Raw genomic sequence first — 14,524 nt, 5'->3', positions numbered from 1 at the left:
CAATTTGATCCCGGACGTATCTCAGGCGCTGGCCTGGCTGGAAAACCACCCTCAGGCTCTGAAGGGTATTCAGCGTGGTCTTGAGCGTGAAACGCTGCGCGTTAACGCGGACGGTAGCTTAGCGACGACGGGTCACCCGAAGGCGTTAGGCTCGGCGCTGACACATAAATGGATCACAACCGATTTTGCTGAGGCGCTGCTGGAATTCATCACGCCGGTGGAAGGTGATGTTGATCATATGCTTTCCATTTTGCGTGACATTCATCGCTTTACTGCCCGTAACATGGGCGATGAGCGCATGTGGCCGCTCAGCATGCCGTGCTATATCGAGCAGGGGCAGGAGATTGAGCTGGCACAATACGGCACGTCCAATATCGGTCAACTGAAGACGCTGTATCGCGAAGGGTTGAAAAACCGCTACGGCGCGTTAATGCAGACGATTTCAGGCGTGCATTACAACTTCTCACTGCCAATGGCGTTCTGGCAGGCAAAATGCGGCGAAACCGATAAAGACGCGATCTCAGCGGGCTACTTCCGCCTGATCCGCAACTACTATCGTTTTGGCTGGATCATTCCGTATCTGTTTGGTGCTTCTCCGGCGATCTGTTCTTCCTTCCTGCAGGGAAAACCGACCACGCTGCCGTTCGAGAAGACCGAATGCGGAATGTATTACCTGCCGTACGCGACCTCTCTGCGCCTGAGCGACCTTGGCTATACCAATAAATCGCAAAGCAATCTCGGTATTACGTTTAACGATTTGCACGAGTATGTGGCAGGATTGAAGCGGGCGATCAAAACCCCGTCGGAAGAGTACGAGAAAATCGGCCTCGAAAAAGACGGCAAGCTCCTGCAAATCAACAGTAATGTGCTGCAGATTGAAAACGAGCTGTATGCGCCGATTCGTCCAAAACGTGTTACCCGCAGCGGTGAAACGCCGTCGGACGCGCTGCAGCGCGGCGGGATTGAATACATTGAAGTACGCTCGCTGGATATCAACCCGTTCTCGCCGATTGGCGTCGACGAGCAGCAGGTTCGCTTCCTCGATCTGTTTATGGTCTGGTGCGTGCTGGCGGATGCGCCGGAAATGAGTTCAGACGAACTGCTTTGTACCCGCACCAACTGGAATCGCGTGATTCTGGAAGGGCGCAAGCCTGGCCTGACGTTAGGCATCGGCTGTGAAACGGCACAGTTCCCGCTCGCTAAGGTGGGTAAAGATCTGTTCCACGACCTGAAGCGCGTGGCACAGACGATGGACAGCGTATACGGTGGTGAAGCGTATCAGGCCGTTTGCGACCAGCTGGTTGAAAGCTTTGATAATCCTGAACTGACGTTCTCAGCACGCATTCTGCGTTCTATGATTGATCAGGGCATTGGCGGCACGGGGCGTTCACTCTCAGCGGAGTACCGTGAGATGCTGATGCAGGAGCCGTTAGAAGTGCTGAGCGAAGCGGATTTTGTGGCGGAACGCGATGCGTCCGTCGTGCGTCAGAAAGAGGTTGAAGCGGCGGATACCGAGTCGTTTGAGGCGTTTCTGGCGAAGCAGGCTTGAGCTGAAAAAGAAAAAGGCCACATCGCTGTGGCCAAAATATACATCTCTGAATTCAGGGATGATGATAACAAATGCGCGTCTTTCATATACTCAGACGCGCATTCTGTAGAAGAGTTCAGTTTATTTTAAAAAAAATCACTATCGGAGGTGACGTATGCCGTTATTAGATAGCTTTACTGTCGACCATACCCGTATGGAAGCACCTGCAGTCCGCGTGGCGAAGACCATGCACACCCCGCACGGCGACACGATCACCGTTTTCGATCTGCGTTTCTGCGTGCCAAATAAAGAAGTGATGCCAGAGAAAGGTATTCACACGCTGGAGCACCTGTTCGCCGGTTTCATGCGCGACCACCTGAACGGCAACGGCGTTGAGATCATCGATATCTCTCCGATGGGCTGCCGTACCGGTTTCTACATGAGCCTGATTGGTGTGCCTGACGAGACGCGCGTTGCAGATGCGTGGAAAGCGGCGATGGAAGACGTGCTGAAGGTGAAAGAGCAGAACCAGATCCCTGAGCTGAACGTTTACCAGTGCGGGACTTACCAGATGCACTCTCTGGAAGAAGCGCAGGAAATCGCGCGCCACATCATCGAGCGTGACGTTCGCGTGAACAGCAACGACGAGCTGGCCCTGCCAAAAGAAAAACTGCAGGAACTGCACATCTAGTGCACCTTTTCCCTCTCCCTCAGGGAGAGGGTAGGGTGAGGGTGGTTTAACCCCATGACCACAACCTCTACTTTCTCCTTTACCCATCGCCCCCTCGTTCCGTTTGCCCATGATTACGTTCACGGCGACAGCGAGCCGTGGCACCAGCACGACTGCGCTCAGCTGTTGCACAGCCTGACTGGCGTGGTGCGGGTCGATACCGCATCCGGCTGCTGGGTGGTGCCGCCCGGTCGCGGCGTCTGGCTCCCTGCGGGGACACAGCACTCTCTTCGAATCACCGGCAATGTCGCAGCCCGCACGCTGTTTATCGATCCGCTGGCGCGCGCCGATCTCCCGGCCACCTGCCAGATCGTGCAGATCTCACCGCTGTTGCGCGAGCTGATCCTCGTCTCCCTTGCTTTACCTGAATCGTACTCACCCGGCAGCCGCGATGAACGGATCTATGAGCTGATCCTCGATGAAATCCGCATGATGCCGGCATTGCCGTTTTATCTGCCGGAGCCAGAAAGTGAAGCATTACGTCATCTGTGTCTGCAAATCCGGCAAAACGCAGGGGAAAGCTGGAGCAGCGCGCAGGCCGCGAGCCTGGTAGGAATGAGTGAGCGTACCCTGAACCGCCATTTTCAGCAGCAAACGGGATTAAGCTACGGTGAGTGGGTAAGAAGGGCGCGCCTGCTGGAAGCCTTAGTGCGGCTGGCGCAGGGCCAGCCGGTGCTGCGTGTGGCGCTGGATCTGGGTTACGGCAGTCACAGCGCCTTTACGGCGATGTTTCGCCGGGTGATGGGAACTTCACCCAGCGATTACTTTAAGAACGACTGACGGAGTTGAACAGCGCCTGAAGCGACGCGCGCGCCACGTCGCTGTCAATGCCCACGCCCCAGCGGCTGCTGCCGTCCTGGAACAGGCAGCGGATGTAGGCCACCGAGCGGCTGTCGCTGCGTTCGCCTAACGTATGCTCGTGGTAATCCTTAATCACGAATGGGGCGTTGACCCAGCGGCTTAAGCCCTGAGCGGCGGCAGAAAGCAGACCGTTACCCTGACCCTCAAGCTGGCGCGTTCCGCCCTGCGTATAGATGCTTGCCGTTAAGTGCAGCTGGCCATCCTGCTGGCTGTCGCTGCGGTAGGATTGCAGTGCATACTGCGGTGTCGCTATCAGGCCGTAGCGGGTGCGGAACAGCTGCCACAGCGCATTCTGCGTCATCTCTTTCCCGTGGCGATCGGTTTCCTGCTGCACGTGCTGGCTGAAATCCTGCTGCAGGGCGCGGGGTAATTTCAGGCCATGGTTCTGTTCGATGAGCCACGCGCTGCCGCTTTTGCCCGACTGGCTGTTCACGCGGATCACCGCTTCATAGGTACAGCCGATATCCTGCGGATCGACGGGCAGATAGGGCATCTCCCAGCGCTCGCCAGGCTGACGGGCATCAAAACCTTTTTTGATCGCGTCCTGGTGCGAGCCTGAGAAGGCGGTATACGCCAGCCGCCCCGCCCACGGATGGCGCGGGTGCACAGGCAGCTGGTTACAGGCTTCCACCACTTCCACCACCCGGTTCATATCGCTAAAGTCCAGATTCGGGCTAACGCCCTGGCTGTAAAGATTCATCGCCAGCGTCACCAGGCAGACGTTGCCCGTGCGCTCACCGTTGCCAAACAGGCAGCCCTCCACGCGATCTGCGCCTGCCATCATGGCCAGCTCCGCGCTGGCGACGCCGGTGCCGCGGTCGTTATGCGGATGCACGCTGATGCAGACATCGCGGCGGCGGCTGAAGTGGCGGCAGAAATACTCGATCTGATCGGCGTAGACGTTAGGCGTGCTCACTTCGACGGTAGCGGGTAAATTAATCACCATTGGCCGCACATCGCACGGCTGCCAGATCTCCGCCACCGCTTCACAAATCTCCAGCGCAAACTCCGGTTCGGTAAAGCAGAAGGTCTCCGGGGAGTACTCGTACTGCCAGCGGGTATCCGGGTTCTCTTCACACAGCTGACGAATAAGGCGCGTGGCGCGCGTTGCCAGCTCGACGACTTGCGCTTTCTCCATGCCGAACACCAGGCGGCGGAACAGCGGGGCGGTGGCGTTATACAGATGGACGGTGGCCTGTTTCGCACCGCGCAGGGATTCAAAAGTGCGACGGATGAGATCTTCCCGCGCCTGGGTTAACACCTGAATCGTGACGTCATCCGGAATGCGGTTTTCTTCAATCAGCTGACGCACAAAATTGAAGTCGGTCTGGGAGGCGGACGGGAAGGCCACCTCAATCTCTTTGAATCCGCAGCCCAGCAGCAGGTTCCAGAACTGCAGCTTGCGTGCGCTGTCCATCGGCTCGGCAAGCGCCTGGTTGCCGTCGCGTAAGTCGGTTGAGAGCCAGCGCGGCGCGCGGGTGATGCGTTGCTCCGGCCAGCGGCGGTCAGGCAGGGAAAGCGTGGGATAAGGTTGGTACTTGTCGGCGGGTGTGTTCAGCATGATGCGCTCCTGTTGTCTTTTCACTATCGTGAATCGATTTCAGGCGCGCTGCTTTATCGAAACTGACAATTGCTGTCGCGTACTGGACAGCCGGGGCGGTTGCCCGGTGGCGCTACGCTTACCGGGCCTACGAATGATGGCCCGGTTATCGTAGGCCGGGTAAGGCGTAGCCGCCACCCGGCATCCTGCGCACAGGACTAGTGCGCACCGCCGCCGCCGCTACCGGCGCCAAACGGGGGTTTAGCAAACCACACCAGCCCCAGCAGGACGATAAAGATCCCCGCCGATATCCAGAAAATCTCGTTTGCCGAGATAATCAGCCCCTGGTTGGTGATCTGCTGAGCAATCCAGCCGGACGCCTGTTGCTCCGTCATCCCCATTCCCTCCAGCTGGCTATACATCTGCTGAGCATTCGGGTTGAACGGGTTCACTGCTTCGGTCAACTGCGCATGGTGCAATGATTCCCGGTTGGTCCACAGCGTCGTGGTGATCGACGTCCCGATGGAGCCCGCCAGCGTTCGGGTAAAGTTCGACAGGCTCGATGCCGCCGCCATGCGCTCAGGCGGTAAGCCGGAAAGCGTAATGGTGGTCAGTGGCATAAAGAAGCACGCCACGGCAAAGCCCTGAATAAACTGCGGCCACGCGGACGCGCCAAAGTCCATTCCCGGTTCGAACGTATACGCGCGCCAGTAGAAGCAGACGGCGTACATGATGAAGCTGAACGTGACCAGCCTGCGCATGTCGAGCTTATGGGCGAAACGACCAATAATCGGCGACAGCAGAACCGGTATTAACCCCACAGGCGCAGAGGCCAGCCCCGCCCAGGTCGCAGTATAGCCATATACCTCCTGCAATAGCTGCGGTAGCAGAACGATCGCGCCGAAGTAGAGCATATAGGCGAGGCTGATACACAGACAGCCGATGGTGAAGTTTCGCGACTTAAACAGCGACAGGTCAACTATCGGGTTGTCGTCCGTCAGTTCCCACACAATCAGGAAGCTGATAGCGACCACGGCAACGACCGTGAGGACGATGATTTCCGACGAGGCAAACCAGTCCAGCTCTTTACCCCGGTCGAGCATGATCTGCAGGCTACCAATGCCGACGACCAGCAACGCCAGCCCCACGCCATCAATTCGCCGCTGCTCGGTACGCGTTTCGCGACCGCGCAGAGACTGCAGGGTCATCAACACGACCAGCGCACCAATCGGTACGTTGATAAAGAAGATCCAGCCCCAGTGGTAGTTATCGCTGATGTAGCCACCGAGAATCGGTCCGCAAATCGGCGCGACAATTACGGTCATTGACCACAGCGCCAGCGCAATGGAGCGTTTGGCGGGCGGGTAGTTGTTCAGCAGTAAACTCTGCGACAGCGGAATCAACGGCCCTGCCACAATCCCCTGAATGACGCGGAAGAAAATCAGCATCGTCAGGCTGTTGGACATGCCGCACGCCCAGGAGGCGAGAACGAACAATACCGTTGACCACAGGAACAGCTTCACTTCACCGACGCGCTTCGCCAGCCAGCCGGTAATCGGAATGGAGATGGCGTTTGCCACCCCGAACGAGGTAATGACCCAGGTTCCCTGGCTCAGCGATGAGCCAAGGTTCCCGGCGATAGTCGGGATCGCCACGTTTGCGATGGTGGAGTCCAGCACCTGCATGAATGTCGCCAGAGACAGCGCAATGGTCATAATAACCAGCTGCGCGCCTTCCAGCGGTTTTTGCGGCTTTTGCTGTTGCATAACGCTCACCTTCGGATTAACCGGCGTTTGCCTTCACGATGTCATCGATCAGCTTGTTGACCGGATCGAGGCTAATTTCACGGGCGTTACTTTCATAAGCCGGGCTGCTGCGCACCTGGCTTGCGAGGATCTGACCGTCGCGGTTGGCGGTATCGACCGTCACCAGCGTGGAAAGACCGATACGCAGCGGGTGATCCGCCAGCTGTTTGGCATCCAGCTCGATACGCACCGGCAGACGCTGCACCACTTTGATCCAGTTACCGGTGGCGTTCTGCGCAGGCAGCAGGGAGAAGGCGCTGCCGGTCCCCATGTCCAGACCGACCACTTTACCGGTGTACTTCACGTCATCGCCATAGATGTCGCTGATAACGGTCGCGGTCTGGCCGATACGCATATGCGCAAGCTGCGTCTCTTTGAAGTTCGCATCCACCCACAGATTGTTCGCAGGAACGACCGCCATCAGCGGCGTGGTTGGGCTAATTTGTGCCCCTGGCTGGACGGAACGACGGGAGACGTAGCCGGTCATCGGGCTGACGATTTTGGTACGCTGCAGGGCAAGCCATGCGTTACGCACTTCGGTCGCCGCCTGCTTAACGGCTGGCTGGTTTTCCAGACTGGTGCCCAGCACCATCGCCTGGTTGGCGTTGTACTGTTGGATCGCCACGTCCAGCTGAGCTTGCGCGCTGGCAACGGCGTCGCGGGCGTGCTGCAGCTCTTCACGGCCAATCAGGTTGGCGGTGCCGAGAGGAACACGACGATTGAGGTCGCTCTGCGCCTGCGCCAGTGCGGTTTTCTGCACGTCGATGCTGGCCTGAAGCTGTTTGCTGTTGATCATCAGCTGGCGAGTTTGACGGACGCTGGAGGCCAGCTCTGTCTGTGCTTTTTCGAATGCCTGTTGGGCGTCGGTCGGATCGAGCGTGACCAGCACATCCCCTTTTTGCACAAAGTCGGTATTGTCAGCCCAGACTTTCGTCACGCTGCCCGACACCTGCGCCATAATTTGAACCTGGTTCCCTGCCACGTATGCATCATCAGTCTCTTCAGCATGACGCAATACTAAAAACCAATAGATCCCATATGCCACGGCAATAATAATAAAGAGCAAGGTCAACAGAAGAAGGGCGCTCTTACGTTTGCCTTTCTTGTTGGCCGGTTGCTGCGGGTTGGTATTCTCCGCATTTGCGCTCATTGTTGTTCTCCACGATCTTCTTATTTTCACATCGGCTGAGCCGACCTGTTGTCAGAAAGGCCAGCAGTGTGACGTGCTGGCCTGTCAGTTTTCTTTTTTAAATCAGGATATTCGAGCGTGTCGTCGCGTTAGCGCAGCGCCTCAAGAATGGCGCCGTCTTCATCCATCTGGTCCAGACGGGTGAGCAGTTTGCGAGTGATGTGCTCAAGCTGGTCGCGCTCGGCGGTGCTGAGGACAGACCAGAGTTTGTGCAGGCAATTGTGCTGAGGTGGCAGCACCTCACGCAGGAATTCGTGACCTTTATCGGTCAGTTGCAGATGCAGACAGCGGCGGTCGTTGTCGCTTTCACGGCGCTCAATCCAGCCGCGTTTTTCCAGTTCATCAGCGATACGGGTTGCATTGGTGCGGGATGAACCCAGCGCGCAGCTCAGCTCAGACGGCTGAATGCTGTGGTTTTCCTGAGACTGCAGCGTAATTAACGCCATAAACAACGTCTCGTTAATCCCTTGAGCTTTCAGCATTTTATTACGATTTTCCAGCAACTTACCCTGCATGTGCATGCACAGGCGAGTCAGCAGGATTTCCTGATAAGGGAAGTCCTCATGACGACTGGCGCGGAATTTAAGCATTTGTTCAATGGGCGTAAACGAACTATCCATTTTGGGCATAACCTCATTAATTACAGCCGATATAGTAACGACAGTGACAAATAATGTAAATGAATTATTTGTGCGGTTATATCCGCCAAACGTATGTCACCATCAGAAAGCGCCGGGTAAGTCCGTGACCCGGTGAGCACAGAAAGCGTAGGGTATGAACCCGTTGAAGAGGGGAGGTGAGGATGAGGGTCTGAGCTATTCATGCGTATACTAAATATGTCACCCACATTAAAATTTCTGGAATAAATAATTGCGTTAACATTAACAGATGCAGGCCCCCTTTACACCCCAGGAGGCCTAAAGCAGTGTAAATCTTAGTGAATTGCTTCCTGGCGGTGATAGCCACGCCACCAGACCAGCAGATTCAGCACCGCCATGATGGCGCCGATGGCGCACACGCCTGTCCAGCCCGCATGCTGCCATGCGGAAGCAGAAATCAACGAACCTGCAGCACCACCGATAAAGTAGCTGGTCATGTACCCGGCCGTGAGGCGGTTTCGCGCTTCTGGCTTCACGCGGTAAATGACGGTCTGGTTGGTGATATGCACGCCCTGGACGGTCAGGTCGAGCACCAGAATACCGACGATCAGCGCCAGCACGGAGACGTGCCCATACCAGATAGCCGCCCAGGAGAGCAGAAGTAAAACCAGCCCGGCAGTCGTGGTCATGTGCGATTTGCCTTTGTCAGCCAGCCCACCCGCCGGTCGTGCACCCAGCGCGCCTGCCGCACCGGCCAGACCAAACAGACCAATCACCCCTTCGGAATAGTTAAACGGCGGTGCGGCCAGCAGAAAGGCCATCGACGTCCAGAGAATGCTGAAGTTGGCGAAGGTGAAACACCCCAGCAGAGCGCGGGTGCGTAGCAGTTTATCCTGCGTGAACAGGCTGAACACGGAGGCCAGAAGCTGAGGGTAGTTAAGATGGTTCTCTTGCTTCACTTTCGGCAGCCCGCGCCACAGCGCCAGTGCCATCACTACCATCAACACGCTCGCCACCCAGTAAACGGTGCGCCAGCCGCCGAGGCTAGCCAGCAGCCCGGCGACGGTTCGCGCCAGTAAAATCCCCAGCAGCAGGCCGCTCATGATGGTGCCTACCACTTTGCCACGCTTTTCCGGTGAAGCGAGCGTTGCCGCCAGCGGCACCAGAATTTGCGCCACCACGGAAAACAGTCCCGTCAGGGCGGTACCGATAATCATCATCGTCAGCGACTGGCTGCTGGCGGTGATCAACATCCCACCGGCCGCCAGTAGGGTCATGGAGACGATCAGCATCCGGCGTTCAAACATATCGCCGAGCGGCACCAGGAACAGCAGTCCGGCGGCATAGCCAAGCTGGGCGGCAGTGACGATAAAGCCTGCGGAGCTGGCTGAGAGATTGAACGCGCGGGCGATGGTGTCGAGAAGAGGCTGCGCGTAGTAGTTGCTGGCGACTGCCAGACCCGTTGCCACGGACATTAAAAGGATGAGTGCGGGGCTAAGCCCCTGAGTTGTTTTTGTCATTAGTTTCAGGAATCGTTAGTTGAGTGATTATATTTCCGGAAACCATAATAACCAATGATGGTGAATGTTGGGGGATTGTTATGTGTGTGTTTGTGCGGTTTAACCCCTCACCCTAACCCTCTCCCGAAGGGAGAGGGAACGCTAACACCCTCTCCCTTCGGGAGAGGGCTGAGGTGAGGGAAAATGTTTTACTTCTGCGCGTCAAGCGCCTCTTTCACCCAGCCGTCAAACTGCTGCTGGTGGGCTTTGATCCAACCGTCCACGTGGCCTTTCACATCCGCTTCTGACGATTTACCCGCATGCATCATGGCGTTCTGGGCATTGATGTCCGCCAGCGGCAGCTTCATCACCGAGAACAGCTTCGCCGCCGCCGGGTTTTTCTCTGCCCAGGCTTTGTTGGCTACGATATGCATGGTGTTCACCGGGAAGCCGTAGTTCATGCCGTTCGGCAGCCTGGTGTCGATATCTTTCTGCTCGCCCGGCAGGGAGGAGAACGGCACCTGCAGCCACACCACGTCTTTACCTGGCTTCAGCACGTCGCTCACCCAGTACGGCGTCCAGGTGTAGTAGATCACCGGTTTACCCTCTTTGAAGCGGGCAATGGTGTCTGCCATCATCGCGGAGTAGTTGCCGTGGCTCACGTCGACGGTTTTCGCCAGATCGAAGGCTTTGTTCTGGTGGTTAATCACCGCTTCACAGCCCCAGCCCGGCGAGCAGCCCATCATGTCGGCTTTACCGTCACCGTTGGTGTCGAACAGTTTGGCGATCTTCGGATCTTTCAGCTGTTCAATATTGGTGATGTGGTACTGATCGGCGGTTTTCTTGTCGATAAGGTACCCTTGCGCTGCGCCCGTCACGAAGGTGCCTTCGCGGTAGAACTTCTTGTCGCCACCGGCGGCGGCATACATGTCGTCGTGCAGCGGCTGCCAGTTCACCGCGGTAAAGGTGGCGTCACCGGAGGCAATCGAGGTGTAGCCCACGTTGTAATCCACTTCACTCGGCGTGTTGACCGTGTAGCCCAGCTTCTCCAGCGCGCGGCTGACGATCTGCGTCTGGAAGCTCTCTTCCGAAATGGTGCTCTGCACCGGCTGTACGGTAATGCCTTTGCCAGGCAGCTCAGCCGCAAACGTGCTGGTGGAGACAAGGGTGGCAAACGCTGTGGCAAAAAGAACGTTATGTCGCATCGTTGTTCCTTATTTTGACTTCGTGAAAGGGCGGGTGAGTAACCCGACGGGGCCGGTGGTGTACCAGCGACGGTTGCCGCGACTACGTGAATCACGACCGACGGCCTGAGTCAGGCGGTCAAGAATAATAGCGAGGATCACAATGCCGACGCCGCCGACGGTAGCCAGACCCATGTCGAGACGGCCAATACCGCGCAGCACCATCTGGCCCAGTCCGCCAACGGCGATCATCGAGGCGATCACCACCATCGACAGGGCCAGCATCAGCGTCTGGTTAACGCCTGCCATGATGGTCGGCATCGCCAGCGGAAGCTGAACTTTGAACAGCATCTGACGCGGGCTGGCGCCGAAGGAACGTGAGGCTTCGATCAGATCCGCTGGCACCTGGTTAATCCCCAGAATGGTCAGACGGATAATCGGCGGCAGGGCGAAGATAATGGTCACCACCACCCCCGGCACGTTGCCGATGCCGAACAGCATCACGATCGGCACCAGATAGACGAACGCCGGCGTGGTCTGCATCGCATCCAGCAGCGGACGAATAATCTTCGCGGCCCGCGGGCTGCGCGCCAGCCAGATTCCCATCGGTAAGCCGATGACAACGCAGAAGAGCAGGGCGGTCAGCACCAGTGCCAGGGTGATCATCGCCTGCGACCACGCGCCAATTGCGCCAATGGCAATTAGCGAGATCAGCGTGGCGACCCCCATGCCCGCGCTACCGAACTGCCAGGCGATCAGGGAGAACAGGATAATCGCCACCGGTGCTGGCATGCCCAGCATCAGCTGCTGGAAGCCGTTCAGGATGTAATCCACCGGGACGCGGATCCCCTGGAAGACCGGACGGAAGTGGGTGACCACCCAGTCGATCCCCTCCGTAACCCAGCTGTCCAGCGGGATCAGCGTTTTGTGGAACGGATCCATAATGTTGAAGTGTTCTGGCGCAGGCGCGGGCGCGCTGTTCAGCCAGTCTGCCGCACCGCCGCCATCGGTCGGCGCTGGCGTGGAACCCCACGCGTCGGCAGATTGCGCAGCGCTGTCTGCTGCTTCAGTGGTACCCCACGGGTTAGATTGATCAGCCATTGTTTGCCCCCTCGCGATCTAAAGCCTGCAGCAGCATCCGTTTTGAGATGATGCCGACGTACTGTTGTTCCTCACCAACGACCGGTACGGCGCATGGCGCCTGACCCACGTGAGAGAGCAACTCGCTGAGCGGCGTTTCTGCGTCCACGGCGAGCGGAGCGTCAATTAACGCCGCATCGATCCCCTGGTTCTCAGTGAGAGCCGTTTTCAGGGAGTCGATGGAGACAACGCCGACAAATTTATTGCCGCGTTCAACCAGATAACCGTATTCACGGTCTTCATCCTGCAGCAGCTTCAGCGCCGAGCGCGGGCCGAAGCCTGGCGTTTTACGGATAATACCGTTCGGAGTTCGACGGGCAATATCTTTGGCGCTAAACACCTGGCTAATATCCACGCCGCGGAAGAAGGTGCGGACATAATCATTCGCCGGATTATTGAGAATTTCATCCGGTGTTCCCACCTGCACGACTTCACCGTTTTGCATAATGGCAATACGGTCGCCAATACGCATGGCTTCATCGAGGTCGTGGGAAATAAAGACAATGGTACGTTGATGTTTAGCCTGTAATTTTACCAGCTCATCCTGCATCTCGGTGCGAATTAACGGATCGAGCGCCGAGAAGGCTTCATCCATTAATAATATGTCTGGATTAATGGCTAACGCGCGGGCTAATCCTACACGCTGACGCATACCGCCGGAAAGTTCATCCGGATACGCGTGGGCATAATTTTCCAGCCCAACCTGACGCAGTGCATCAAGGGCTTTTTCCTGCCGTTCCTGAGCGGGCGTACCGGCTAATTCCATGCCGAAGGCGGCATTATCCAGAACCGTCAAATGCGGCATCAGCGCGAATGACTGAAACACCATCGCAATCTTCTTTCTGCGCACCTCGCGAAGCTCTGCGTCTGATATTCTGGCGATATCCACGCCGTCAATCAGCACCTGCCCGCGGGTGGGTTCAATCAGGCGATTGAGAAGGCGAACCATAGTGGATTTACCCGAACCGGATAACCCCATGATGACAAAAATCTCGCCTTCTTCAATGGCCAGACTGGCGTTTTTCACGCCAAGCGATAGCCCGGTTTTTTCCAGAATTTGCTCTTTCGAAAGGCCTTTCTCAATATATTTGAATGCGCGCTGCGGATGCTCGCCAAATACTTTATAAAGATTTTTCACTTCTAATTTAATTGCCATGCAATAGAGAGTGTCCTGTTATTAGTTTATGTCGATATGATTACCATGGTAAATTGTTAACGGGCATAACCCTAACATACTGAGAATCTGAGACAACCCTGAGGTGGCCTGAAGTCGGAATTTTGAGGCAAGCGAAATGGCTGAATTTCCCATGAGTAAAGGGCTGAGGGCTTTTTGAATTTTTCTGAATTTTTTGCTGCTGCATCGGGAAATTTCGCCTGAATCGGTATGATTCAGGCGAATATGACGGGGAAATTACAGTGTAGTGCCTGGTGAAATATTGGTATGGAAATAATGAGATTTATATTTAATTAATGAACGTTAATTCATACATTAAAAATCCCAGTCTTCATCTTCCGTCTCCACCGCTTTGCCCATCACGTAAGACGAGCCAGACCCGGAGAAGAAGTCGTGGTTTTCGTCGGCGTTAGGCGACAGCGCTGCCAGAATCGCCGGGTTCACCTCCGCCATTTCTGGCGGGAACAGCGCCTCGTAGCCCAGGTTCATCAGCGCCTTGTTGGCGTTGTAGCAGAGGAACGCCTTCACGTCGTCCTCCCAGCCCGTTCCGGCGTACAGCTCTTCGGTATAGCTCAGCTCGTTGTCGTACAGATCCATCAGCAAATCGAGGGCAAAACCTTTGAGTTCCTCGCGTTTCTCCGGACTGACTTTCTCCAGCCCTTTCTGATACTTATAGCCGATATAATACCCGTGCACCGCTTCATCACGAATGATGAGGCGGATCAGGTCGGCGGTGTTGGTGAGCTTGCCCCGGCTCGACCAGTACATCGGCAGCCAGAAGCCGGAATAGAAGAGGAAGGATTCCAGGAACACGCTGGCGATCTTCTTCTTCAGCGGCTCGTCGGCGCGGTAATACTCCAGCACCAGCTCCGCCTTGCGCTGTAACGACTCGCTCTCTTCGCTCCAGGTATAGGCCGCGTCCACGTCTTTGGTCTGACACAGCGTGGAGAAAATCGAGCTGTAGGAGCGGGCATGCACCGCTTCCATAAAGCTGATGTTCGACATCACCGCCTCTTCATGCGGCGTCAGCGCGTCGCTCATCAGCGCTGGCGCACCGACGGTATTCTGAATGGTGTCCAGCAGCGTCAGGCCGGTAAAGACGCGGATCGTCAGCTGCTGCTCGGCGTGGCTCAGCGTTTGCCAGGCCGGAATATCGTTCGAAAGCGGCACCTTTTCCGGCAGCCAGAAGTTGCTGGTCAGGCGGTTCCACACCTCCAGGTCTTTATCGTCCTGGATTTTGTTCCAGTTAACGGCACTCACGCGTGACAGTTTCAT

At 56.7% G+C, this 14,524-nt stretch carries 12 protein-coding genes; 3 read left to right on the top strand and 9 right to left on the bottom strand.

Annotation, left to right across the window (positions count from 1 at the left end):
• Window positions 1–4: 4 nt before the first annotated feature.
• From gshA to ACOQH0_RS17645, 3 genes are all read left to right on the top strand, one after another.
• A complete protein-coding gene (gene gshA, locus ACOQH0_RS17655; protein ID WP_421510909.1) occupies window positions 5–1,549 on the top strand; it encodes a glutamate--cysteine ligase in 1,545 nt (514 codons plus the stop codon).
• A gap of 154 nt (window positions 1,550–1,703) precedes the next feature.
• Window positions 1,704–2,219, top strand: a complete 516-nt coding sequence (gene luxS, locus ACOQH0_RS17650) for an S-ribosylhomocysteine lyase (protein WP_010434381.1) — start codon at window positions 1,704–1,706, stop codon at window positions 2,217–2,219.
• A gap of 54 nt (window positions 2,220–2,273) precedes the next feature.
• Window positions 2,274–3,038, top strand: coding sequence for an AraC family transcriptional regulator (locus ACOQH0_RS17645; protein ID WP_421510908.1), 765 nt, complete (start codon window positions 2,274–2,276; stop codon window positions 3,036–3,038).
• Here the strand turns inward: ACOQH0_RS17645 and leuA are convergent.
• The 9 genes from leuA to nrdF form a co-directional block, all read right to left on the bottom strand.
• On the bottom strand, window positions 3,025–4,680 hold the full coding sequence (leuA, locus tag ACOQH0_RS17640; protein WP_421510907.1) for a 2-isopropylmalate synthase: 1,656 nt from the start codon (window positions 4,678–4,680) through the stop codon (window positions 3,025–3,027). The two genes, ACOQH0_RS17645 and leuA, sit on opposite strands and share 14 nt — an antisense overlap.
• 197 nt (window positions 4,681–4,877) lie before the next feature.
• Window positions 4,878–6,425: a multidrug efflux MFS transporter permease subunit EmrB gene (emrB, locus tag ACOQH0_RS17635; RefSeq protein WP_089601284.1), complete on the bottom strand. Its 1,548-nt coding sequence runs from the start codon at window positions 6,423–6,425 to the stop codon at window positions 4,878–4,880.
• A gap of 16 nt (window positions 6,426–6,441) precedes the next feature.
• Window positions 6,442–7,614, bottom strand: coding sequence for a multidrug efflux MFS transporter periplasmic adaptor subunit EmrA (emrA, locus tag ACOQH0_RS17630; RefSeq protein ID WP_420985390.1), 1,173 nt, complete (start codon window positions 7,612–7,614; stop codon window positions 6,442–6,444).
• 128 nt (window positions 7,615–7,742) lie between these two features.
• A complete protein-coding gene (gene mprA / locus ACOQH0_RS17625; protein WP_089601288.1) occupies window positions 7,743–8,273 on the bottom strand; it encodes a transcriptional repressor MprA in 531 nt (176 codons plus the stop codon).
• Between the two features lie 314 nt (window positions 8,274–8,587).
• A complete protein-coding gene (locus tag ACOQH0_RS17620; RefSeq protein WP_089601290.1) occupies window positions 8,588–9,772 on the bottom strand; it encodes an MFS transporter in 1,185 nt (394 codons plus the stop codon).
• Window positions 9,773–9,960: 188 nt separating this feature from the next.
• Window positions 9,961–10,956: a glycine betaine/L-proline ABC transporter substrate-binding protein ProX gene (gene proX / locus ACOQH0_RS17615; protein ID WP_010434360.1), complete on the bottom strand. Its 996-nt coding sequence runs from the start codon at window positions 10,954–10,956 to the stop codon at window positions 9,961–9,963.
• 9 nt (window positions 10,957–10,965) lie between these two features.
• Window positions 10,966–12,036, bottom strand: coding sequence for a glycine betaine/L-proline ABC transporter permease ProW (gene proW / locus ACOQH0_RS17610; RefSeq protein ID WP_089601292.1), 1,071 nt, complete (start codon window positions 12,034–12,036; stop codon window positions 10,966–10,968).
• On the bottom strand, window positions 12,029–13,231 hold the full coding sequence (gene proV / locus ACOQH0_RS17605) for a glycine betaine/L-proline ABC transporter ATP-binding protein ProV (protein ID WP_042715648.1): 1,203 nt from the start codon (window positions 13,229–13,231) through the stop codon (window positions 12,029–12,031). Before proV ends, proW begins: the two co-directional genes overlap by 8 nt.
• A 333-nt stretch (window positions 13,232–13,564) precedes the next feature.
• Entirely contained in the window at window positions 13,565–14,524 is a 960-nt protein-coding gene (nrdF, locus tag ACOQH0_RS17600) for a class 1b ribonucleoside-diphosphate reductase subunit beta (RefSeq protein ID WP_421510906.1), read from the bottom strand.

The sequence above is a fragment of the Enterobacter sp. JS8-1 genome, from assembly GCF_049187015.1.
GTDB lineage: Bacteria > Pseudomonadota > Gammaproteobacteria > Enterobacterales > Enterobacteriaceae > Enterobacter > Enterobacter mori.
The sequence above is the reverse complement of the archived record's forward strand: the minus strand, read 5'-3'. Positions and strand labels throughout refer to the sequence as shown.

Coding starts and splice junctions, on each gene's coding strand:
- luxS (WP_010434381.1), top strand. CDS start 1,704: ATGCCGTTATTAGATAGCTTTACTGTCGACCATACCCGTATGGAAGCA.
- ACOQH0_RS17645 (WP_421510908.1), top strand. CDS start 2,274: ATGACCACAACCTCTACTTTCTCCTTTACCCATCGCCCCCTCGTTCCG.
- leuA (WP_421510907.1), bottom strand. CDS start 4,680: ATGCTGAACACACCCGCCGACAAGTACCAACCTTATCCCACGCTTTCC.
- emrB (WP_089601284.1), bottom strand. CDS start 6,425: ATGCAACAGCAAAAGCCGCAAAAACCGCTGGAAGGCGCGCAGCTGGTT.
- emrA (WP_420985390.1), bottom strand. CDS start 7,614: ATGAGCGCAAATGCGGAGAATACCAACCCGCAGCAACCGGCCAACAAG.
- mprA (WP_089601288.1), bottom strand. CDS start 8,273: ATGGATAGTTCGTTTACGCCCATTGAACAAATGCTTAAATTCCGCGCC.
- ACOQH0_RS17620 (WP_089601290.1), bottom strand. CDS start 9,772: ATGACAAAAACAACTCAGGGGCTTAGCCCCGCACTCATCCTTTTAATG.
- proX (WP_010434360.1), bottom strand. CDS start 10,956: ATGCGACATAACGTTCTTTTTGCCACAGCGTTTGCCACCCTTGTCTCC.
- proW (WP_089601292.1), bottom strand. CDS start 12,036: ATGGCTGATCAATCTAACCCGTGGGGTACCACTGAAGCAGCAGACAGC.
- proV (WP_042715648.1), bottom strand. CDS start 13,231: ATGGCAATTAAATTAGAAGTGAAAAATCTTTATAAAGTATTTGGCGAG.
- nrdF (WP_421510906.1), bottom strand. CDS start 14,524: ATGAAACTGTCACGCGTGAGTGCCGTTAACTGGAACAAAATCCAGGAC.